Source organism: Agromyces cerinus, from assembly GCF_016907835.1.
Lineage (GTDB): Bacteria > Actinomycetota > Actinomycetes > Actinomycetales > Microbacteriaceae > Agromyces > Agromyces nitratus.
Window position 1 is genome coordinate 134,634 of record NZ_JAFBCT010000001.1, and the last position, 20,759, is coordinate 155,392.

25 protein-coding genes are annotated in these 20,759 nt (G+C 70.5%); 14 read left to right on the forward strand and 11 right to left on the reverse strand.

Annotated elements, in window-relative coordinates:
• The first annotated feature begins 170 nt into the window (after window positions 1-170).
• Together JOE59_RS00550 and JOE59_RS00555 are read left to right on the forward strand one after the other, a co-directional pair.
• Complete coding sequence (locus tag JOE59_RS00550) at window positions 171-599, forward strand: PKD domain-containing protein (RefSeq protein ID WP_204458394.1); 429 nt, start codon at window positions 171-173, stop codon at window positions 597-599.
• A 45-nt stretch (window positions 600-644) separates the two neighbouring features.
• Window positions 645-914 carry a hypothetical protein gene (locus JOE59_RS00555; protein WP_204458396.1) on the forward strand — a complete coding sequence of 90 codons (270 nt, stop codon included), beginning with the start codon at window positions 645-647 and terminating at the stop codon, window positions 912-914.
• Window positions 915-952: 38 nt separating this feature from the next.
• Here JOE59_RS00555 and JOE59_RS00560 read toward each other — a convergent pair whose 3' ends face one another.
• Complete coding sequence (locus tag JOE59_RS00560; RefSeq protein WP_204458403.1) at window positions 953-2,077, reverse strand: carboxylate-amine ligase; 1,125 nt, start codon at window positions 2,075-2,077, stop codon at window positions 953-955.
• Between the two features lie 159 nt (window positions 2,078-2,236).
• On the opposite strand from JOE59_RS00560, the gene JOE59_RS00565 reads away from it, so the two are divergent.
• A complete protein-coding gene (locus JOE59_RS00565; protein ID WP_204458411.1) occupies window positions 2,237-2,611 on the forward strand; it encodes a YciI family protein in 375 nt (124 codons plus the stop codon).
• Window positions 2,612-2,617: 6 nt separating this feature from the next.
• A complete protein-coding gene (locus JOE59_RS00570; protein ID WP_204458413.1) occupies window positions 2,618-3,850 on the forward strand; it encodes an RNA polymerase sigma factor in 1,233 nt (410 codons plus the stop codon).
• Window positions 3,851-3,863: 13 nt separating this feature from the next.
• Here JOE59_RS00570 and JOE59_RS19030 read toward each other — a convergent pair whose 3' ends face one another.
• The 3 genes from JOE59_RS19030 to JOE59_RS00585 are packed head-to-tail and all read right to left on the reverse strand — an operon-like array spanning window position 3,864 to window position 6,126.
• Window positions 3,864-4,682 carry an NINE protein gene (locus tag JOE59_RS19030; RefSeq protein WP_204458415.1) on the reverse strand — a complete coding sequence of 273 codons (819 nt, stop codon included), beginning with the start codon at window positions 4,680-4,682 and terminating at the stop codon, window positions 3,864-3,866.
• The gene (locus JOE59_RS00580) at window positions 4,672-5,499 is read right to left on the reverse strand and encodes a sulfite exporter TauE/SafE family protein (protein WP_307836893.1); all 828 of its coding nucleotides are present in this window, start codon (window positions 5,497-5,499) and stop codon (window positions 4,672-4,674) included. Before JOE59_RS00580 ends, JOE59_RS19030 begins: the two co-directional genes overlap by 11 nt.
• Before the next feature lie 48 nt (window positions 5,500-5,547).
• Entirely contained in the window at window positions 5,548-6,126 is a 579-nt protein-coding gene (locus JOE59_RS00585; RefSeq protein WP_204458418.1) for a VanZ family protein, read from the reverse strand.
• Between the two features lie 366 nt (window positions 6,127-6,492).
• Between JOE59_RS00585 and JOE59_RS00590 the strand changes: the two genes are divergently transcribed.
• On the forward strand, window positions 6,493-6,696 hold the full coding sequence (locus JOE59_RS00590) for a cold-shock protein (protein ID WP_022893782.1): 204 nt from the start codon (window positions 6,493-6,495) through the stop codon (window positions 6,694-6,696).
• 73 nt (window positions 6,697-6,769) lie between these two features.
• Here the strand turns inward: JOE59_RS00590 and JOE59_RS00595 are convergent, their stop codons facing one another.
• A complete protein-coding gene (locus tag JOE59_RS00595; RefSeq protein ID WP_204458423.1) occupies window positions 6,770-7,642 on the reverse strand; it encodes an NAD-dependent epimerase/dehydratase family protein in 873 nt (290 codons plus the stop codon).
• Between the two features lie 388 nt (window positions 7,643-8,030).
• On the opposite strand from JOE59_RS00595, the gene JOE59_RS00600 reads away from it, so the two are divergent.
• Both JOE59_RS00600 and JOE59_RS00605 read left to right on the forward strand, forming a co-directional pair.
• Window positions 8,031-8,237 (forward strand): cold-shock protein, encoded by a 207-nt coding sequence (locus JOE59_RS00600; protein ID WP_022893778.1) that lies wholly within the window; start codon window positions 8,031-8,033, stop codon window positions 8,235-8,237.
• Between the two features lie 248 nt (window positions 8,238-8,485).
• On the forward strand, window positions 8,486-8,815 hold the full coding sequence (locus JOE59_RS00605) for a TFIIB-type zinc ribbon-containing protein (protein ID WP_074260311.1): 330 nt from the start codon (window positions 8,486-8,488) through the stop codon (window positions 8,813-8,815).
• A gap of 52 nt (window positions 8,816-8,867) precedes the next feature.
• Here the strand turns inward: JOE59_RS00605 and JOE59_RS00610 are convergent, their stop codons facing one another.
• Genes JOE59_RS00610 through JOE59_RS00620 form a run of 3 tightly spaced genes read right to left on the reverse strand, consistent with a single transcriptional unit; the run spans window position 8,868 to window position 11,696 of the window.
• On the reverse strand, window positions 8,868-9,569 hold the full coding sequence (locus JOE59_RS00610) for a type 1 glutamine amidotransferase domain-containing protein (protein WP_204458425.1): 702 nt from the start codon (window positions 9,567-9,569) through the stop codon (window positions 8,868-8,870).
• A 40-nt stretch (window positions 9,570-9,609) separates the two neighbouring features.
• Window positions 9,610-10,449, reverse strand: a complete 840-nt coding sequence (locus JOE59_RS00615) for an aldo/keto reductase (protein WP_204458434.1) — start codon at window positions 10,447-10,449, stop codon at window positions 9,610-9,612.
• Window positions 10,450-10,484: 35 nt separating this feature from the next.
• Window positions 10,485-11,696 carry an MFS transporter gene (locus JOE59_RS00620; RefSeq protein WP_204458437.1) on the reverse strand — a complete coding sequence of 404 codons (1,212 nt, stop codon included), beginning with the start codon at window positions 11,694-11,696 and terminating at the stop codon, window positions 10,485-10,487.
• A gap of 120 nt (window positions 11,697-11,816) precedes the next feature.
• Between JOE59_RS00620 and JOE59_RS00625 the strand changes: the two genes are divergently transcribed.
• Window positions 11,817-12,275 (forward strand): MarR family winged helix-turn-helix transcriptional regulator, encoded by a 459-nt coding sequence (locus tag JOE59_RS00625; protein ID WP_204458439.1) that lies wholly within the window; start codon window positions 11,817-11,819, stop codon window positions 12,273-12,275.
• Window positions 12,276-12,321: 46 nt separating this feature from the next.
• Here JOE59_RS00625 and JOE59_RS00630 read toward each other — a convergent pair whose 3' ends face one another.
• On the reverse strand, window positions 12,322-12,744 hold the full coding sequence (locus tag JOE59_RS00630; RefSeq protein ID WP_204458441.1) for a VOC family protein: 423 nt from the start codon (window positions 12,742-12,744) through the stop codon (window positions 12,322-12,324).
• Between the two features lie 190 nt (window positions 12,745-12,934).
• Between JOE59_RS00630 and JOE59_RS00635 the strand changes: the two genes are divergently transcribed.
• From JOE59_RS00635 to JOE59_RS00645, 3 genes are all read left to right on the forward strand, one after another.
• Entirely contained in the window at window positions 12,935-13,372 is a 438-nt protein-coding gene (locus JOE59_RS00635; RefSeq protein WP_204458443.1) for an ArsR/SmtB family transcription factor, read from the forward strand.
• A gap of 1 nt (window position 13,373) precedes the next feature.
• A complete protein-coding gene (locus JOE59_RS00640) occupies window positions 13,374-13,847 on the forward strand; it encodes an SRPBCC family protein (protein WP_204458445.1) in 474 nt (157 codons plus the stop codon).
• Window positions 13,848-13,961: 114 nt separating this feature from the next.
• A complete protein-coding gene (locus JOE59_RS00645) occupies window positions 13,962-14,402 on the forward strand; it encodes a VOC family protein (RefSeq protein ID WP_204458453.1) in 441 nt (146 codons plus the stop codon).
• A gap of 118 nt (window positions 14,403-14,520) precedes the next feature.
• Here JOE59_RS00645 and JOE59_RS00650 read toward each other — a convergent pair whose 3' ends face one another.
• Window positions 14,521-15,132: a GyrI-like domain-containing protein gene (locus JOE59_RS00650; protein WP_204458461.1), complete on the reverse strand. Its 612-nt coding sequence runs from the start codon at window positions 15,130-15,132 to the stop codon at window positions 14,521-14,523.
• A gap of 123 nt (window positions 15,133-15,255) precedes the next feature.
• On the opposite strand from JOE59_RS00650, the gene JOE59_RS00655 reads away from it, so the two are divergent.
• Both JOE59_RS00655 and JOE59_RS00660 read left to right on the forward strand, forming a co-directional pair.
• Complete coding sequence (locus JOE59_RS00655) at window positions 15,256-16,245, forward strand: aldo/keto reductase (RefSeq protein ID WP_204458463.1); 990 nt, start codon at window positions 15,256-15,258, stop codon at window positions 16,243-16,245.
• Between the two features lie 243 nt (window positions 16,246-16,488).
• The gene (locus tag JOE59_RS00660; protein WP_204458465.1) at window positions 16,489-17,145 is read left to right on the forward strand and encodes a hypothetical protein; all 657 of its coding nucleotides are present in this window, start codon (window positions 16,489-16,491) and stop codon (window positions 17,143-17,145) included.
• Between the two features lie 67 nt (window positions 17,146-17,212).
• Here JOE59_RS00660 and JOE59_RS00665 read toward each other — a convergent pair whose 3' ends face one another.
• A complete protein-coding gene (locus JOE59_RS00665) occupies window positions 17,213-19,666 on the reverse strand; it encodes a phosphoketolase family protein (protein ID WP_204458468.1) in 2,454 nt (817 codons plus the stop codon).
• Window positions 19,667-19,784: 118 nt separating this feature from the next.
• On the opposite strand from JOE59_RS00665, the gene JOE59_RS00670 reads away from it, so the two are divergent.
• Window positions 19,785-20,705, forward strand: a complete 921-nt coding sequence (locus tag JOE59_RS00670; RefSeq protein WP_204458470.1) for an AEC family transporter — start codon at window positions 19,785-19,787, stop codon at window positions 20,703-20,705.
• Window positions 20,706-20,759: the final 54 nt, after the last annotated feature.

The following is a 20,759-nucleotide window of genomic DNA, read 5'->3' on the forward strand; positions in this document are numbered from 1 at the left end:
ATTCGGTTGACTTCGTCTTCGGTGTGGAACTCGACAACTGCAAACCAACGGATCCGACCGATTGTAGGGCCGAGCCTTCGGCTGAGCCAACGGCCCCAGCCCCCGCCCCGGCCGTCACCGTCACACTCCGCGACATCGCCTCATTCGTTCCCGCGAAGCCGGGCAACACCATGGAACCGGGTGGCTGGGCGGTCGAGGACCTTCCGGCGAACTTCGTGGCCGAGGCATCCGCTCAGGTGGTGTCGGGCACACTGCTCGGTCGGCTCGCTGACGTGCGGTTCACGCCCGTCGCGTTCCGGTGGCGGCACAGCGACGGCGTCGTCGTCGAGAGCGGCACGCCCGGCGCGACCTGGGTCGCGCTCGGGCAGGCCGAGTTCACGCCGACCGGCACGAGTCATGTCTACGCCGAGTCCGGCGAGTACACCGTCACGCTCGAGGCCGTGCTGCGCGCCGAGTACCGATTCGGCGGTTCGGGCTGGCGCATGATCGCGGGCACGCTCGCGGTCGCGGGTGATCCGCAGCCCGTGCTCGTCGGCGAGTTCGACACCGTACTCACGAACGGCGACTGCAACGCGAACCCGTCGGGCCCGGGCTGCTGAGACGGATCTCCGTCGCTCGGCGGAGGCGGCGGCGCGCACGATGGGGTGAGATGGCTTCATGACCGAGACTCCGCAGACCCAGCCGGGTTCGAAGCCGCCGCCTCGTTCCGTCGAGGGCTGGGGATCGGACTCGCGCTCGGCACCGGCATCGGGGTCTCGATGGGCTTCGCGCTCGACAACCTCGCGCTCGGCATCGGAATCGGAGTGGCCATCGGTCTCACGTTCGCCCTCGCATTCGGCGCGGCGAAGAAGCCGCCGACCGAGGAACGGCCGAGCGGTGCCCCGGCCACCGAGGATCCGCCCCCTCGCGCCTGACGCGGGCACGTCGGTATCGGAGAGGTCGCTCTCACCCGTTATGGGGAGGCCGCGAACGTCGCTCCGTAGAGGTCCCGCAGGCCCACCATGCCGTTGGCGGTGAACGCGGCGCGCTGCCGTGCAGCTCCGGTGCCGTCGCGCAGCAGCCGTGCGACACCCTCGCGAGCGAGTGCGAGGTCTCCGGTCGCCTCGAGCGCGGGCTGCAGCACCCGGATGCAGCGATCCAGTGTCTCTGCGGCCGGCCGCAGCTCGATGAGAACCGGGTCGAGCACTTCGCGGCTCAGACCAGAGTGCGCGGAATGCATGAGCGAGGCGTTCAGGAGTTCTGGGTCTGGCGCCGCATCGGGAGTGGGCAGCACCGACGCCGAGCGGCCGAGCGAGTCGTCGAGAACGCAACTGACGAGGGCACGGAAGAGCACGGTGAGCAGCACCGACGACCACGCCTCGAGCTGTGCGTCCGCCACACGAACCTCGATCGTCGGCACGTGCGACGAGAGCCTCGCATTCCACATGATGATCGCCTGGTCCTGCATGCCGCCGATGCCGATGAGTCGTTCCAGGCGACGGTCGTAGTCGGCGCCGTCACGGAACACGGGCGGGCAGCCCGTCGTGGTCCAGCGTCGCTGAGAGACGTTGCGCCAGCTGTCGAAGCCCGTGTCGTGGCCGCGCCAGATCGGCGAGTTGCCGGTCAACGCCGAGAAGAGGGGCAGCCAGTTGCGCGTGACGTTGAGCGCGCGCACCCCGGCGTCGTGATCGACCACGCCGACGTGCACGTGCAGCCCCTGGATCTGGTGGTCGGCGATGACGCCGCCCATTTCATCGACGATCCTGAGATACCGCGGCAGGTCGGTGACCGTCGGAAACCCGTGCGCATCCGGAGGCGCTCCCACGCTCGCGACGACGACGCCGAGTCGTCGGGCCTCCTCCGCGAGCTCGTGCCGGAAGCCGACGAGCGAGGCGAGCGCCGCCTCACTCGAGGTGAACACCGTGGAGGCGTGCTCGACCTGGGAAGCGAGGAACTCGCGATGGGTGATCGGCGCCCACGCGGGGCGGGCCGAGAGCGTTGCGAATGCACCGGCCGCGACGTCCACGGGTTTCATCGTCTCGGGGTCGAGGAAGACGAACTCCTCCTCGATGCCGAACGTCGTCGGTTCCGCCACCATGTGCCTCCCCCCGGGTGCTGATCGAACTCTCCTCAGCTCGCGTCGTGGTGTCAAGCCCCATGAAGCGGGTGATGTCCGCTCGTGTCGAAATCCGTCACACAGCCTCGACATACTGGTGGGAGCGCGGTTCAGCCTCCCCAGATCGAAGGAGCGATTCCGATGAAGTACCTGATCCAGATCTACAGCAACCCCGAGTCGCGCGCCGTGTGGAACACTTTCACGCCCGAGCAGCAGGCCGAGGGCTACGTCTACTACCAGCGCATCAGCGAGGAACTCGCGGCGAGCGGCGAGTTCGTGGCGAGCGAGGCGCTCGCCGACATCTCGCTCGCCAAGCGGGTCACGAACGGCGACGACGGCACGGTCGCGAGCGACGGGCCCTTCGCCGAGACGAAGGAGCTGCTCGCCGGCTTCTACCTCGTCGACTGCGAGAGCGAGGCGCGTGCGGTCGAGATCGCAGGGCGGTTCCCCGAGGCGCAGTTCGGCCTCATCGAGGTGCGTCCGGTGCTCGAGATGGCGTCGGGCTCCGACGTCTGACACCCGATGCCTGACGAGGTCGCCGCCGTTCGGGCGCTGCGAGCCGCCGCACCGTCGGCGCTCGCAGTGCTCGTGCGGCGCTACGGCGACTTCGCCGCCTGCGAAGACGCGATGCAGGAGGCCCTCATCGCCGCCGCCGAGCAGTGGCCGGGAACCGGGGTGCCCGACAGCCCACGGGCCTGGCTCGTGCGCGTGGCGTCACGGCGGTACATCGACGACGTGCGGTCGGATGTCGCGCGCCGACGCCGCGAGTCCAGAGCCGCCGAACTCGAACCCGAGCACGCGCAGGTGCCCGCCGTCGACGACACGCTCACCCTGTTCCTGCTCTGCTGCCACCCGGCCCTCGGGCGACCCGCGCAGCTCGCGCTCACTCTGCGGGCCGTCGGCGGCCTCACGACCGCCGAGATCAGCCGGGCGCTGCTTCTGCCGGAACCCACCGTGGCGCAGCGCATCTCGCGGGCGAAGGCGCGCATCAGGGCCAGCGACGAGGGCTTCCGGATGCCGCGGCCGGCGGAGGTCGAGGCGCGGCTCGCCGCCCTGCGCCAGGTGCTGTACCTCATCTTCACCGAGGGGCACACGGCGAGCTCCGGCGACGAGCTCGCGCGCGTCGACCTCTCGGCCGAGGCCATCCGGCTCGCCCGGCAGTTGCGCGCGGCCGATGCGGATGCCTCGGGGGAGACGACCGGGCTGCTCGCCCTCCTGCTCCTCACCGATGCCCGTCGGGCGGCGCGGGCCGACGCCGCGGGCGCCCTCGTGCCGCTCGACGAGCAGGACCGGTCCCGCTGGGACCGGGCGATGATCGACGAGGGTGTCGCCCTCGTCACCGAGGTGCTCGACCGCGCGCCGATCGGCCCGTACCAACTGCAGGCCGCGATCGCCGCCGTGCACGACGAGGCGCCGTCCACCGAGGAGACCGACTGGATCGAGATCCTCGGCCTCTACGAGCTGCTCGGTCGGCTGAGCCCCGGTCCGATGGTCTCGCTCGGCCGCATCGTCGCACTCGCCATGGTCGAGGGCCCGCAGGCGGGGCTCGCGGCCCTCGAGACATCCGAGTCGGCGGCCGACGGCGCGCTCGCAGAGCACCACCGCACGTGGGCCGTGCGCGGTCACCTGCTCGAACGGTCGGGGGCGACGGATGCCGCGTCGCTCGCGTTCGCCGAGGCGGCACGCCGCACGCTCAACGGCCCCGAACAGCGCTATCTCGCGGCCAAGGCCGAACGGCTGCGCGCCGGGCGGTGACGGCGAACCGCGCTCAGCGCGCGAGCAGGTTGGCGACGACCGACGCGATGACCGTGAGCACCCAGAGCCCGACGAGCCCGCCCGTCACGATCCATGCGATGCGCTTGTGCTCGTCGTATCCGTCGAGCGCGCGCCCGTCGCGGTCGCGCTGCGAGCCGGTGAGCACGAGCACGAGGTCGACGAGCACCCAGACGCCGAGCCCGCCGAGGGTCAGCAGCTTCGCGATCGCCGTGCCGTACTTGCCGAGGTAGAAGCGGTCGGCGCCCCAGAACCCGAGCAGCATCGCGAACAGCCACGTCGCGATGAAGGTTCGCCCGGTGGTGCGATACGGATCGTATGAGAACTGCGGGCCGACCGGCACGGCCGTGCCGTAGGCGGGCGGCAACGGCGCCGTCGTCTGCTCGTCGAGCGAATACCCCGGAGGGGCGGGCAGCGTGTACGACGGGAACTCCGAAGCGGCGGGCGGAGCCGGGAAGGGGGCCGGTGCGCCGAACGGAGGTGCCGGAGGAGCCGGCTGGGCCGGGGTCGCTCCAGCGGGCGTCGGCAGGGCAGCGGCTGCACGTGCGGGCCGCGCCGTCGTCGACTCGTCGAGGTCGTCGAAGGCGGGGGCGCCGCCGAACGCGGGGATCGGCGGGCCTGCCGGGGCCGGCGGCGTCGTGGTCGTCGGAGCGACGCTCGGCGCGGGCGGGGCAGGCGTCGCGGCCGCGGGCAGCGGGTTGGGCGCGGCATCGGCGGGCCGCGCGGCGGTGTGCGGAGTCCAGGCGGTGCCGTCCCAGTAGCGCAGCAGCGCGGCATCCGATTCGTCGTCGTACCAGCCGGCCTCAAGCGACACGTTCGCTCCTCTCCTTCTTCTGCAGTCGAACGGCGCGCACCGAGAGCTGCACCGCGGCGATCACGACGAGGGTCGCGAACAGCCACGTCGACACCTCGGGCGACATCAGGTGGGCGAGGGCGACGCCGCCGAACGAGGCCGCGGTCGCCGCGAGGCCGGCGATGATGCCCGCACGCAGGTCGACCACCCCGCCCCGGGCGTTCGTGACGGTGCCGCTGATCGCGGTGGGGATCATCACGGCGAGCGACGTGCCCTTGGCGACGAGGTCGCTCATGCCGAAGAAGAGCATGAACGCGGGCACCATGACGAGTCCGCCGCCGATGCCGAAGAGGCCGGATGCCACGCCGATGACGAGCCCGAGCGCCACCATACCGATGATCGTGAGCGCGTCGAGTTCGAGATGCGCTGCGGTGCGCTCGGGCACGAAGACCAGCATGCGCACCGCGACGGCCACGAGGAGCGCGATGAACATCCAGCGCAGCCAGCCGAGGGGGAGGCGTCGCAGCAGTCGGGCGCCGATCCAGGAGCCGATGATGCCGCCCGCGGCGACGAACAGCGCGGGGATCACGTCGACCTCACCGCTGATGAAGTACACGATGGAGCCGACGATCGCCGTCGGCACGATCGCCGCGAGCGAGGTGGCGGACGCACGGCGCTGGTCCATGCCGGCGAACGTCACGAACAGGGGCACCATGAGGATGCCGCCGCCGACGCCGAACGCGCCCGAGAGCAGCCCGCCGACCGCGCCGATGACGGCGAGGCGCGCCCATCCGGCACGTCGAGCGGTCTCGGCGGAGGACGAGTCGGCTGAAGTCACCCGCCTACTGTACTGGCGTGCGGGCAGAGAGCGGAGAGTGTCGTGCGCCTACGCCGCGCGGTCGGCGTGCACGGTCGCGAGGGCGCCGACGGGCGCGGACTCCACGACGGCCGGGTCGACGGATTCGGCGTGCACCACGGCATCCGCAGGCGAGACGGGACCCTGCTCGACCAGCGCCGCCACGACGGGAACCTGCTCGACCAGCGCCGCCGCGACGAGGCCCGCCCGTCGCACGCCGCGGGCGAAGACGACGATCAGCACGCCGAGCACCGCGCCCGTCGTGTTCATCACGAGGTCGCGGGGATCGGAGATGCGAGTGGGTTCGGGCACCTGCACGAGTTCGATGAATGCGGTGAAGCCGAATCCCGCGAGCATCGCGAGGGGCCACCGGCGACGGGGGGTGAGCAACGCGGCCAGCACGCCGACCGGCACGAACATCGCCACGTTGAAGGCGATCTCGGCGATGTACCCGGTCGTCCAGGTGACGGGAGCCGTCCACGCCTCGGGATTCAGGATGCCGCCCTCGAGCTGATTCCCGGCCGTGCGCCACGGCGCCGGACCGATGGTCGCCCACAGCACGACGGCTGCGTATGCAGCAGCGACGAGACCGAGGGGGCGGCGGTTCATGCCCCCGATTCTCCACCCATTCGCTGCGAGTGCGCTGGCACCCTGCCGAATTCGTGCTGATCGCGACGAATTCGGACGAAGGGTCTTCCCAGGTCACGATTCGGTCGCGTAGCCTGTGAACCTGAACGTCACCCGATAGGGTATGTTCACTGATTCCTCCATCAAGCGGGCGCTCGCCCGTGCCTCCACCTGATTGCCCGGAGGCGGACCGATCCGCGTGGCATGACCCGATACGAGACGGCGGATGCCTGAGCGCACTCCCGCCCCTCGCCCCCCGCTCCGTCGGCAACCCGCCGTGCGGGGCAGCGATCGACCGTCGATCGCATCGGGCCGCACCAGCAGCCCATAGGACAGAAGGACAGCAGTATGGCAACCGGAACCGTCAAGTGGTTCAACGCCGAAAAGGGCTTCGGCTTCATCGCTCCCGACGACGGCTCGGCCGACGTCTTCGCGCACTTCAGCGCCATCTCGGGCAACGGCTACCGTTCGCTCGAAGAGGGCCAGAAGGTCGAATTCGAGGTCGCACAGGGCCCGAAGGGTCTGCAGGCCGAGAACATCCGCGGCCTCTAGGCCTCGGCAAGCACCACGTGAACGCCCCCGCAGCGCAAGCTGCGGGGGCGTTCGTCATTCCCGCAGGCGGGCGTCACTCGGGCTGAACGGATGCCGCGGCATCCGCTGCGCCGTCGCGCCACGAGTGCTGCGGCTCATACCCGAGCAGGCGACGGGCCTTCTCGATCGAGAGCAGCGTGTCGTTCACGCCGAGCTCCCCGTGGATCGGTGCGCCGGGGAACACTTCGGCGACGAGCTCGGCATTCGGGCGGGTCATCACGGTGTCGGCCGCAGCGATGATGAATCGCTCGAACCCGGGCCCCGCGCCGGCGAGTGCTCGACTGACGGCCTGCGCACCGTCGCGAGCGTCGAGGTAGCCCCAGAGATTCCACTTGCGGAGGCCGGCGTCGGCGTCGAACGAGGGGAACGCCGCGTAGTCGGCGGGTTCCATGACGTTCGAGAACCGCAGGGCGGTGATCGAGAGGTCGGGGTGCCATCGCACGAGCTCGATCGCGAGTTGCTCCTCGAGGTGCTTCACGAGGGAGTACGTGCTCTCGGGGCGCGCCGCGTACTCCTCGTCGACCGGGATGTACGGCGGTGGCACGTCGAACGGCAAGCCGAGCACGGTCTCGCTCGAGGCGTACACGATGCGCGTGATGCCGAGGCGCCGTGCGGCCTGGAACACGTTGAACGTCGAGGTGATGTTGTTGTGGAACGTCGCCACGTCGTTCACGAGGCCAGGGGCGGGGATCGCCGCGAGGTGCACGATCGCGTCGACACCGGAGTGGCGATCATCCACGCCGGCGATGGCGTCGATGACCTGCCCGTAGTCGGTGAGATCCACGCGCGTGAAGGCCGACGGCTCACCGCGCAGGTCGAGGTTCACGACCTCGTGGCCCTCTTCGCGGAGGGTGCGGACGACGGTCCGGCCGAGCTTGCCGGAGCCTCCGGTGACGATGATTCGCATGCCACGAGTCTGACACCGACGGGACTCGCGCGAGATTTCCCAGCGGTTGCACATGAGAAGCGAGTAGAGTCGTGTTATCTGCAGTGGGGTTCTCTCCCACATGACACGGCTGGGAAGCCGACGACAGTCGGGACGAAGCAACATCTCTCACGCCGAAGCACTCGGTGCGATGCAGGCGACGAAGCCCCGCACCGGTTCCTCCCGCAGCTCCCTCATCGCGGCGTCTCGCACGCTGGCCGTCACGGCTGCATGCCAGGCCGCTGACCCCGTGCGACTCGCTCGCACCTCGAACTTCCGGCGGCGGACGTCGCCGTCGGAACCCTGCACGACCTGAGGTCGTGCACGTCGCAGCCGCTTCGGCGGCTCGGCTTTACAGAAGGAAAAGAATATGGCTACCGGAACCGTCAAGTGGTTCAACGCCGACAAGGGCTTCGGCTTCATCGCTCCTGACGACGGCTCGGCCGACGTCTTCGCGCACTTCAGCGCGATCGCATCGGGCGGCTACCGCTCGCTCGAGGAGAACCAGAAGGTCGAATTCGAGACCGCCCGCGGCCCCAAGGGCCTGCAGGCTGAGAACATCACGGTCATTTCGTAAGTTCTCGCATCCCTTTCGATCGGGTGCCGGTGCGCTGAGCGCGTCGGCACCCGATCCACGAGCGGATGTCTCGGCAGCCGCCTCTTCGTGAGGCAGGCGCCGGGGCATCCGCTCTGTGCATTTCCGGCGCGTGGTCCGGCGCCGTCATGCGTGAAGCACTGGGCTTCTTCCGAGCTTCGCTCTCTAGGCTCGGCCCTGTCGAACCACCCCCGATCGATCCCGGTCGGCCCCGAAGAAGGAGCCCCCCTATGCAGTGCCCCACCGACGGAACCGTGCTCGTGATGAGCGAACGCAGCGGCATCGAGATCGACTACTGCCCGACGTGTCGCGGCGTGTGGCTCGACCGGGGCGAGCTCGACAAGATCGTCGAGCGTGCGGCGCGTGAGTTCGCTGCACCGGCCGCGAGCGCCCCTGCTGCCCCTGCTCCCCCCACGCAACCGCAGCCGCCGGCCTACGGCCAGCCGTCGTACCAGCAGCCCTACGACAACCGCGGGTACGACCGCGGCTACGACAACCGGGGCCAGGGCGACTACCGCAAGAAGAAGAAGGAGAGCTGGCTCTCCGAGCTCTTCGACTGAGCACGCCGCTCGCTCCGCCTCCCAGTGAGGAGGCGGAGCGCGGCGACACGGGTCAGGCGGCGAGCGCCTCGATGACCCGGCGCGCGACCGAGGCGCTCGACTGCGGGTTCTGACCGGTGACCAGGTTGCCGTCGACGACCACATGATCGCTCCACGGGGCGGCGGAGTCGATGACGGCCCCGGCGTCGCGAAGAGCCGACTCGACCCACCACGGCGTGTTCTCGCCGGTGCCGCCGGTGCGCTCCTCCTCGTCGGTGAAGACGGTGAGGGTGCGGCCGGCGAACGCGTTCGTGCCGTCGGCGAGCTTCGCCGAGAGCAGCGCGGCGGGGCCGTGGCAGAACGGTGCGATGATCGCGCCGTCCGCGTCCGCTGCGACGAGCACCCGGCCGACGTTCGCGTCGAAGGCGAGGTCGGCCATCGGCCCATGGCCGCCTGGCAGCACGATCGCGGCGTAGTCGCCGGCATCGACGTCGGCGACGGGAACGGCTGCCGCGAGGTCGCCGGCGATCGAGTCGAGGTACTCGGCGAGTTCGCGGGCCTGCGCATCGCCGCCGGCCTGCGACGGGTCGAGGCTGCCGCGGTCGACGGTCGGGGTGACTCCACCTGGCGTCGCGATGACGATGGTGTGCCCGGCTGCCACGAGGTCGCGGTGCGCGGTCACGAGCTCTTCGGCCCAGAATCCGGTCGGATGCTGCGAGCCGTCCTTCATCGTGAGCGAGTTCGCGCCGGTGACGATCATGAGGATGTTGCTCATTCGTGATTCCCTTTCGTTGATTGGTGCTGGGGAGCTCGGCTCAGACGACGTTGAAGTCCGCGGGGTGCGGGCCCATGCGTCCATCGCGTTCGAGCGCGTCGATCGCGGTCAGCTCGTCGGCGGTCAGCTCGAAGCCGAACACGTCGAGGTTCTCGGCGATGCGGCTCGGCGTGACCGACTTCGGGATCACGACGCGGCCCTGCTGCAGGTGCCAGCGCAGTACGACCTGTGCGGGCGTCGCGTCGTGGCGTGCCGCGATGGCGATGACGGATGCCTCGCCGAGCACGGCGCCCTGCGCGAGCGGGCTCCACGCCTCGGTGACGATGCCGTGCCGCTCGTTCGCGGCGATCGTGGCGCGATTCTGCAGCGCGGGATGCAGCTCGACCTGGTTCACCGCCGGCACGACCGTAGTCGCGCCCACGAGTCGTTCGAGGTGCTCGGGCTCGAAGTTCGAGACGCCGATCGCGCGCACCCGCCCATCGGCGTGCAGCCGTTCCAGGGCGCGCCAGGTGTCGAGGTAGAGCCCGCGCTCCGGCGTCGGCCAGTGGATCAGGGAGAGGTCAAGCTGCTCGAGCCCGAGCTTCGCGAGACTGTCGTCGAACGCGCGCAGCGTCGAGTCGTAGCCCTGGTCGGCGTTCCAGACCTTGGTCGTGATGAAGAGCTCGTCGCGGGGCACGCTCGAGGCGGCGATGGCCCGGCCGACGCCCGACTCGTTGCCGTAGATCGCGGCGGTGTCGATGCTGCGGTAGCCGGCGTCGAGGGCGGCGGTGACCGCGGCGGTCGTCTCGTCGTCGGGCACCTGGTAGACGCCGAAGCCGAGCTGGGGCATGCGCACGCCGCTGTTGAGGGTGACGGCGGGCACGGTGGTGAGGTCGGTCATGGTCTCGCTTTCAGGTGGTGGAGGGTGGTCGAGGGTCAGATGGCGGTGGCCGCGGTCGTGGCCTCGTCGAGATTGGCGGAGCCGGAGGCATCCGCTCGTGGAAGGCGCCGCGCACTCGCGGCGGCGACGACCATGACGGCGAGGGCGGCGGCGGTGATGATCGCGCCGACCCAGATCGGCGAGGTGTAGCCGAGGCCGGCCGCGATGGTGAGGCCGCCGGTCCAGGCCCCGAGCGCATTGCCGAGGTTGAATGCCGCGATGTTCGCCCCAGACGCGAGGGTCGGGGCGCCGTCGGCGTACCGCATCACGCGGCTCTGCAGGGCGGGCACCGTGCCGAACCCGAAGCCGCCCATGGCGGTCAGGAGCACGATCGTGGCGACGGGGTTCGGGGCGAGCCAGGCGAAGAGCACGAGCACGACCAGCAGGGCGGAGATGAAGCCGAGCAGGGTGCCGTCGATCGAGCGGTCGGCGAGGCGTCCGCCGATCCAGTTGCCGACGACGAGGCCGGCACCGAAGAGCACGAGCAGCCACGGCACCGCGCTCGACGCGAAGCCGCTCACCTCGGTGAGCGTGTACGCGATGTAGGTGAACGCGCCGAACATGCCGCCGAAGCCGAGCACCGTCACGACGAGCGAGAGCCACACCTGGCCGGAGCGGAACGCGGTGAGTTCGCGGCGGAGGCTCGGTGCCGGCCCGTCGGTGCGGAGGTTCGGCACGAGCGTCGCGATGCCGACGAGCGCGACCACGCCGATCGCGGAGATGGCCCAGAAGGTCGAGCGCCAGCCGAACTCCTGGCCGAGGAACGTGCCGAACGGCACGCCGAGCACGTTGGCCGCGGTGAGGCCGGTGAACATGATCGCGATGGCGCCGGCGGCCTTCTCGGGCGCGACGAGGCCGGCGGCGACGACAGAGCCGATGCCGAAGAAGGCGCCGTGGCAGAGTGCCGCGATGATGCGGCCGGTCATCATGAGCTCATACGTCGGGGCCATCGCCGAGATCGCGTTGCCGGCGATGAAGAGCACGAGCAGGCCCGTGAGCACCGGCTTGCGGGGGAGCCTGGTCGTGGCGGCCGTGAGGCCGAGGGCGCCGACGACCACCGCGAGGGCGTAGCCGGAGATCAACCAGCCTGCTGCGGCTTCGGTGACGCCGAAGTCGGCCGCCACTTCGGGGAGCAGGCCCATGATCACGAACTCGGTGAGCCCGATGCCGAAGCCCCCGATGGCGAGGGCGATGAGTCCGAGGGGCATTCGTGGTTCTCCTGTTACACTCGTACGAATAGTTGCAGACGCGCTCTATTGCACGACGAGCATTAATACTTGCACGCGCAATTAGAAAGCGCAAGCAACTAAATCGATCGAGGAGGAGACATGGGCATCGCCGACGACGCGGTCGAGGTGCGCGCTCAGGGCTGGCGCACGCTCGCCGCACTGCACGGACTCATCGAGGCCGAGCTCGAGCGCTCGCTCGCGGCATCCGTAGACCTCTCGGTCGTCGAATACACCGTGCTCGACGCGCTCAACCGTCAAGACGGCTGGCACATGCGCATGCAGCAGCTCGCGCGCGCGGCGGCGCTCAGCCCGAGCGCGACGACGCGGCTCGTGAACCGGCTCGAAGACCGGGCGCTGCTCACGCGCATCCTCTGCGCCGACGACCGGCGCGGTATCTACACCGAGCTCACCGCTGCAGGCCGCGCGCTCTACGAGCGTGCGCGTCCGATCCACGACGAGACGCTCGAGCGGGTGCTCGCCGAGGCCGGCGACCAGCCCGAGCTCGCTCCCGTCGTCGAGGCGCTGCACGGAGTGGCGCTGCCGGCGGCGGTCGGCTGAGCGCCAGTCGTCGGTCTGGGATGGGCGGCGACGAATTCGCGGCAGGTCAGGTCGCGTTCGCCGAGATGTTCACGAGCCAGGTGACCCCGTAGCGGTCGGTGCACATGCCGAACGCGTCGCCCCACGGCGCCACCTCGAGCGGCACGATCTCCGAGCCGCTGGCGAGCAGCTTCGCCCAGTAGCCGCGGAGCACGGCGTCGTCGTCGCGCCCGCCCGAGAGCGAGATCGAGATCGGCCCGCCGGTGCCGGGGTCGCCCATCGAACTCGGCGTGTCGGCACCCATCAGCACGACGCCGCCGTCGCCCTCGAGCTGGCCGTGCATGATCTTGTCGGCGTCGGCGGGAACGTCGGCCTGGCCGAACTCGGCGAAGGTGCTCGTCGTGAGCTCGCCGCCGAACACCGAGTGATAGAAGTCCAGCGCTTCCTTCGCGTTGCCGGGGAAGTTGAGGTACGGGTTGAGCGTGACCATGGTGCGACCCTTTCGATCTCGACGAGGCTGTCGAAGCCGATACTGGTCGCTCGCGCGACCGACGGCAACCCCGCAGCGGATGCCTCCGCCGAGGGCGCGGATGCAAGATCGGGTCTTGACAGCGCCATCCGATCGTCGTAAGTTGTAATCAACCAAATGGTTGATCAACGAATGAGTTGGGAACAGTCTGATGATCTTCGACCCGGGCGCAGACGATCGCCTCGACCGCGCCTTCATGGCGCTGGCCGACCCGGTGCGCCGCGGCATCATCGCCCGACTGAGCCGGGGGCCGGCCACGGTCAACGAGCTCGCCGAACCGTTCGCGATCACCAAGCAGGCCGTCTCGAAGCACATCCAGGTGCTCGAGCACGCGGGGCTCGTCACGAGGACTCGTGACGCGCAGCGCCGACCCGTGCACCTCGACGCGGCCCAGCTCGAAGCCCTCACCGCGTGGATCGACCGCTACCGGCTGATCCACGAGCAGCAGTTCCGCACGTTGGACGCGCTGCTCGCCGAAGCCCCCGGCCCGGATGCCGGGGCATCCGTCGCCCCCGATGCGCCGATCGCGCGTCGCGGCGACTCCGCTGAGCCCGGCGCCGCAGCCGGGCACGCCAGAGAAGAGATCTGAAATGACGAACCCCGTCACCATCACCGCCCCCGAAGGCCTGCCCTTCGTCGAGATCGAGCGAGAGTTCGATGCACCCGTCGCCGCTGTCTTCAACGCGCACCGCGACCCCGAGCTCGTCAAGCGCTGGCTCGGCCCGAACGGCTACGAGATGAAGGTCGATCGCTGGGACTTCGTGCCGCAGGGCGGGTACCGCTACCTGCACGTCGACCCCGAAGGGGAGGAGTACGCCTTCAACGGCACCTTCCACTCGGTGCGCGAGAACGAGTTCGCGGTGCAGACCTTCGAGTACGAAGGCTTCCCCGACGTCGTGGCCGTCGAGTCGATGTCGTTCGAAGACCTCGGCGGCGGGCGCACACTGCTCCGCATCCACTCCACCTACCCGAGCCTCGAGGCCCGCGACGGCATGATCCAGAGCAACATGGAGCAGGGCCTCACCGAGGGCTACGCCCGCCTCGACGGAGTGCTCGCCGCCTGACCGAGCGCAGCGTCGATCGACGGGATGCCGCGGGGCGCGGTCGCCGCACGCACCCGCCCCGCGACCCGCCGGTCGCCTTCCTCACCGCGAACACCGCACCGAACGGAGCACCCCATGGACTGGACACTGGAAGTCGTCATCGTGCCGGTGAGCGACCTCGACCGATCGATCGCGTTCTACCGCGACCAGCTCGGCTTCGCCCTCGACCACGACACCCGCAACGAGCACATGCACATCGCGCAGCTCACGCCCCGCGGCTCGGGCTGCTCGATCGTGATCGGCTCACTGCCGTCGCAGAACGAGATGGCGCCGGGCTCCCTGCACGGCGTGCAGCTCGTCGTCGCCGACGCCGAGGCCGCGCGCGCCGAGCTCATCGGCCGCGGCGTCGAGGCGAGCGAGATCACCGTCTTCGACGAACGCGACGGCGGCACCTTCTTCGGCTTCGCCGACCCTGACGGCAACACCTGGGCCGTGCAGCAGATCAAGGCCCGCGGCGAGCGGCCGCTCATTCCGCTCGACGCCCGCCAGCGCTTCGGCGCCGAGCAGGAGGTCTGAGCGAGCGACCACGCCGGTCGACCGGATGCCGCGGGTCGCCCCCACAGAGGGCGGCGCTCCGCGGCATCCGTACGCCTGACGCGCACGCGCGATCAGGGGGCCCGCAGCGTCCTGCGGGTCAGGCCGGCGCAACCGGCTGTCTGAGGATCGTCCTGAGTCTCTCGGGGGCCGTGCGGCGGGGGTCGCCGAGGTACACCTCGTGATGCCGCCCGTTGAACCGCAGGCCCCGTTCGGGCCTGAACTCGTCGTGCAGGCGCGCGAGCGTCGGGCCCTCGTCGTCGTACGAACCGAGGTGGAGGGTCTGCACCGCCCGGCCCTCTGCGAGTCGCTCGAAGCGCACGAGGCTCGCGGCCGGCGCCTTCGGGGCCGCCTTGGCGACGGCATCGGCGATGAGCTCGAGGGTGAGCCAGTCGGGCTGCCAGATCATCATCGTCCACGACCAGGCCGACTTCTCGCGGGTGACGAACGTCGCCGGGTCGTCGGCGCTCCAGAGCCCCTCGAGCGGCCCGACGACGTAGTCGCGATCGAGCTCGCGCTTGCTCTGGAACTTCGCGGCGTACGACACGGCGTAGAGGGCCTCGACCGCTGCCACGTACTCGGGGGCGCTGTTGGGGTCGCCGTGCCCGTCGACCATGCAGTAGGCGAGCTCGGGCACCTCGATGATCTCGAAGCGACCTCGCGGGGCGGTGTAGCAGGCGAGTTCGCGCTTCACGTCGTACTTGTCGGCCATGCACACAGACTCGCGCGCACCACCGACATGGAGCCGGACGCACCGGCGCAGCGTGCGGCGTCCGCGCGCGCGTGACACCATCGGAGGCGGAGGCGATCTTCCCCCGACCAGCACTGGAGCATCATGCAGACTCGCACGCTCGGCCGCACCGCCCGAACGGTCTCGGTCATCGGCCTCGGCACCTGGCAGCTCGGCGCCGACTGGGGCGAGGTCGCCGAGGCCGACGCCTTCGCCGTGCTCGACGCGGCCCACGATGCCGGTGTCACCTTCTTCGACACGGCCGACGTCTACGGCGACGGCCGGAGCGAGTCGCTCATCGGCGCGTGGCTCCGCGCCAACCCCGGCTCCGGCGTCACGGTCGCCACGAAGATGGGCAGGCGCCTGCCGCAGGAGCACGCCAACTACTCCGCCGAGCACTTCCGCGCGTGGATCGACCGCTCGCGGGCGAACCTCGGCGTCGACACCCTCGACCTCGTGCAGCTGCACTGCCCGCCGACCTCGGTCTACGGCGACGACCGGGTCTTCGACGCACTCGACGCACTCGTCGATGACGGCTCGATCGCCGCCTACGGCGTGAGCGTCGAGCGGGTCGACGAGGCGCTCACCGCCATCGCGCGACCGCACGTCGCGACCGTGCAGATCATCCTGAACGCGTTCCGGTTGAAGCCGCTCGACCAGGTGCTGCCGGCCGCCGTGGAGGCAGGGGTCGGCATCATCGCCCGGGTGCCGCTCGCGAGCGGCCTGCTCTCGGGCCGCTACACGAACGACACGATCTTCGCCGCGAACGACCACCGCAGCTTCAACCGCCATGGCGAGGCGTTCGACGTGGGCGAGACCTTCTCGGGCGTCGACTACGAGACGGGCGTGCGCGCGGCATCCGAGTTCACCGCGCTCGCCCGCGAGGCGGCGCCGACCGCATCGCCCGCCCAGGTCGCCCTCGCGTGGATCGCCGCGCAGCCGGGCGTGAGCTCGGTGATTCCGGGTGCGCGCTCGCCGCAGCAGGCGCGGGCGAACGCCGAGGCCGGGGTGCTGCGCCTCCCGCCGACGTTCGACGGGGCGGTGCGCGAGCTCTACGACCGCGAGATCCGCGCGGCGGTGCACGAGCGCTGGTAACCGGTCGCCCGCTCCGCGACACCCGGTGGGGAATCGCCGGAATACCCCCATTTCGGGGCACAACGTCGATACGCTGCACAGGTGTGGTGTTAGCGGGGGGCTGACAGTGACGATTCCGGGGGCATGTCGCGGCGACGATTCGTCGTGCCGTGCGCACGGACCCGGGGTCGACACGACCCTCCTTCGACCCGTCGAACCGACGGGCAGATCCGAACACTCGGTCAGTACGAAGGAAGGAATCGAATGATCACCAAACGAGTCATGACGTTCGGGCGCAGCGGGACCGCCGCGGTGCATCTCGAGGGTGGCGCGGGCAGGCGCAGGGCCGACCGGTTGCTCGGTCTCGCGCTCGCCGGCCTGATCGTGGTCACGCTCGGCATCGCCGGCCAGGCGCAGAGCGCCGAGGCGGCGGCGGATCTCGCGCACGCGAAGCAACTCGCGGTCGACCAGGTGGGCGGCCAGGTCGGCATCGGCGCCGCAGGCGTCGACATCGCGGCGATCCGGGATGCCGCGGCCGCGCGCTCGGCGACCGAAGCGCTGCGCGGTGCGCTCGATGCGCACCATGAGGCGGTCGCCGCGCAGCAGGCCGCGGCAGCCGTGCAGCTCGCCGCCGAGGCGGCGGCGGCCGAGGCGGCGGCCGCAGCGGCCGCCGAAGCCGAGGCCGAGCAGGTCGCCGACGAGGGCGATGACTGGTCGGGTGAACCGGATGCCGCGGCATCCGCTTCGAGCGAGGCGACCGAGGAAGCCCCGGCGGCCGCTCCGGCAGCCGACCCGTACACCTCCGAGTTCTATCCGGGCCTTCCCCCGGCACCGCGTGACGAGGACTGCGGACCGTGCACCGGCAAGGAGATGGTGCCGGTCTACTACAACGGCTCGTACGTGTGGGGCTGCGACGCCTGACCGGAACGGATCGGTGCGGCGGGCGCTCGGGAGACCGGGCGCCCGCCGTCGTTTCGCGTTCCGGTCGCTACGCCCGGGGAGGCGTGGCGAACCGCCAGGCCGTGATCCAGTCGGGATCCTCGCCGTGCTCGTATGCGTACTCGCGGGCACGACTGCGGGCCGCGTGCCATTCATCGGCGATCTCCGCGATGCCGGTGCGACCCTCGAGGCCCGGCACCCGGTGCAGCACGTCGAGCGCGAGTCGATACCGGTCGAGGTCGTTCAGGTGCAGCATGTCGAACGGCGTCGTCGTCGTGCCGCGCTCGACGAAGCCCCGCACGTGCAGGTTCCGGTGGTTGGCGCGCCGGTAGGCGAGCTGGTGGATGACCGACGGGTACCCGTGGAACGCGAAGATCACCGGGGCGTGGGTCGTGAACATCGCGTCGAATGCCCGGTGGGGGAGCCCGTGCGGGTGGTGCGACGGGTCCTGCAGGCGCATGAGGTCGACCACGTTCACGACGCGCACCCGGAGGTCGGGCAGTCGCTCGCGCAGCAGTTGCGCCGCCGCCACGGTCTCCATGGTCGGCACGTCGCCCGCGCAGGCCATGACGACGTCGGGCACGGATGCCGCGGGGTCGGCCGCGTCGTAGCCCGGCTCGTTGCCCGCCTCCGCCCAGATGCCGATGCCCTGCTCGACGTGCGCCTCCGCTTCAGCGAGGGTCATCCACTGCGGTGCCGGCTGCTTGCCCGCCACGATCACGTTCACCCGGTTCTGCGTGTCGAAGGCGTGCCGCATCACGGCGAGCAGCGTGTTCGCGTCGGGCGGCAGGTAGACGCGCGCCACGTCGGCCTGCTTGTTCACCACGATGTTGAGGAAGCCCGGGTCCTGGTGCGAGAAGCCGTTGTGGTCCTGACGCCACACGTGCGAGGAGAGCAGGAAGTTGAGCGACGCGAGGTCGCCGCGCCATGGCACCCGGCTCGCCGACTCGAGCCACTTCGCGTGCTGGTTGACCATCGAATCGACGATGTGGATGAACGCCTCGTAGCTCGTGATGAGCCCATGCCGCCCGGTGAGCAGGTACCCCTCCAGCATGCCCTGCATGAGGTGCTCGCTCAGGGCCTCGATCACGCGGCCCTCACGGGCCAGGTGCTCGTCGAGTGGATCCAGCGCCTCCGCCCAGACGCGCGCGGTCACGTCGAACACGGCACCCAGCCGGTTGGAGAGCACCTCGTCCGGGCCGAAGAGCCGCACATCGTCGGGATTGCGGCGCATGAGCTCCGCGAACCATTCGCCGAGGACCCTCGTCGACTCCGCCGAGTCGCCCCGGTCGCCGGGATCGACGTCGAGAGCGAAGGCGTCGAGCTGCGGCAGGTCGAGGGACCGCACGATGCCGCCGTTCGTGATCGGGGACGCGCTCATCCGCAGGTCGCCGTGCGGCCGCAGCGCGTCGAGGTCCGCGACCGGCCGTCCGTCCCGGTCGAAGAGCTCCTCGGGCCGGTACGACCGCAGCCACGCCTCGAGCATCGCGAGGTGCTCGGGGTTCTCGCGCACGGCGGCGAGCGGCACCTGGTGTGCGCGGAAGGTGCCCTCCACCTGCACGCCGTCGACCATGCGGGGGCCGGTCCACCCCTTCGGCGTGCGCAGCACGATGGCCGGCCAGCGGGGCGCCGCCTCGGCGAACGCGCCGGCCGCGGCATCCGCCCGGATCGCGGCGATGCGCTCGTAGGCGACGTCGACGGCGTCGGCCATGCGGCCGTGCACGGCCATCGGGTCCTCGCCGTCGAACCCGCCGGTCACGAGCAGTGGTTCGTAGCCGTTGCCACGGAAGAAGTCGACGAGCTCGGCCTCCGGGATGCGCGCGAGCAGCGTCGGGTTGGCGATCTTGTAGCCATTCAGGTGCAGGATCGGCAGCACCGCGCCATCCGTCACCGGGTTCAGGAAGGAGTGGCCGCGCCAGCTCGCCGCGAGCGGACCGGTCTCTGCCTCGCCGTCGCCGATCACGCAGGCGACGACGAGTCCCGGATTGTCGAGCGCTGCTCCGTACGCGTGCATGAGCGAGTATCCGAGCTCACCGCCCTCGTTGATCGAGCCGGGAGTCTCGGGCGCCGCGTGCGACGGGATCCCGCCCGGGAACGAGAACTGGCGGAACAGCCGTCGCATCCCCTCGGCATCCGCTCCGATCGCGGGGAAGAGCTCCGAATAGGTCCCGTCGAGCCACGTGTTCGCGACCATGGCGGGCCCGCCGTGGCCCGGCCCGCAGACGTAGATCGTCGGCGTGCCGCGTTCGACGATCGCCCGGTTGAGGTGGGCGTAGACGAGGCTCAGTCCGGGAGAGGTGCCCCAGTGCCCGAGTAGTCGCGGCTTGATGTCGCCGGGCTCGAGCGGACGGGTGAGCAGCGGGTTCGCCAGCAGGTAGATCTGGCCGACGCTGAGATAGTTCGCGGCACGCCACCAAGCGTCGACGACCTCGAGTGGCACGGATGCCCCGCGCCCATGGTGCTCGTGCGTTTCCTCGTGCTCGTGCTCGCCTGCCTCGGACATGGCTTCCCCTGTCGGCTCAAGTGCCCTTCGAGCCTAGGTCGGTCGGGAGACGGGCACCACCGATAGGGTCGAAGGCGATGAGCCCCGCTTCGCACCCCGACGTCCGCGGGGGCAGTGCGTGATCCAGATCTTCACCGGCTTCGCCGTGATCGCGCTCGCCGTCTTCGTCGGCTGGATCGCCGGCCGCACCGGCGTGCTGGGGCCCGAGGCCCGGCCCATGCTCGCCCGGCTGAACTTCAGCGTGCTCGCGCCGTTCCTGCTGTTCTCGGTGCTCGCGCAGGCCGACGTCGGCGCGCTCTTCTCGGTGCTGCTCCCGGTGTCCGCGATCGCGGCCGTCGCCATGATGCTCGTGTTCGGCCTCGTGGCGATGCTCGTCTGGCGGCGCAGCCTCGAGCACACGGTGATCGGCTCGCTCGCGTCGGGCTACGTGAACGGCAACAACTTCGGCATCCCGATCGCGGTCTACATGCTCGGCGACGCGGCGTACTCGGCGCCCGTCGTGCTGCTGCAGCTGCTGCTGTTCGCGCCAGTGGCGCTCGCCATCCTCGGCGCCCGAGTGCACGGCCACACCTCGGTGGCGGCGATCGTGCGCACGACGTTCACGAACCCGATCATCATCGGCTCCCTCGCCGGAGTGCTCGTGTCGGTGTCGGGCATCGAGCTGCCGCCGATCGTGATGGAGCCCATCGACCTCATCGGGCACGCCGCCGTGCCGCTCATGCTCATCGCGTACGGACTGTCGCTGCACGGGCAGCGTCTGTTCGCGCCGGGGAGCGGCCGTCGAGAGGTCGTGCTCGCGACCGCACTGAAGCTCGTCGCGATGCCGCTCACCGCATGGGCGATCGGCGCCTTCCTCTTCGGGCTCGACGGCATCGAGCTCTACGCGGTGACGGTGCTCGCGGCGCTGCCGACGGCGCAGAACGTCTTCGTCTACGCCCAGCGCTACGAGACCGCCGAGGTCGTCGCCCGCGACACGGTCTTCCTGACGACGATCGGCTCGGTGCCGGTGCTGCTCGCGGTGGCGCTCCTGCTCGGCTGAGCCCCCCGAGACGGGAGGGCGGCTGGTGCGCGTCCTCCCGGGCGCACACCGTCG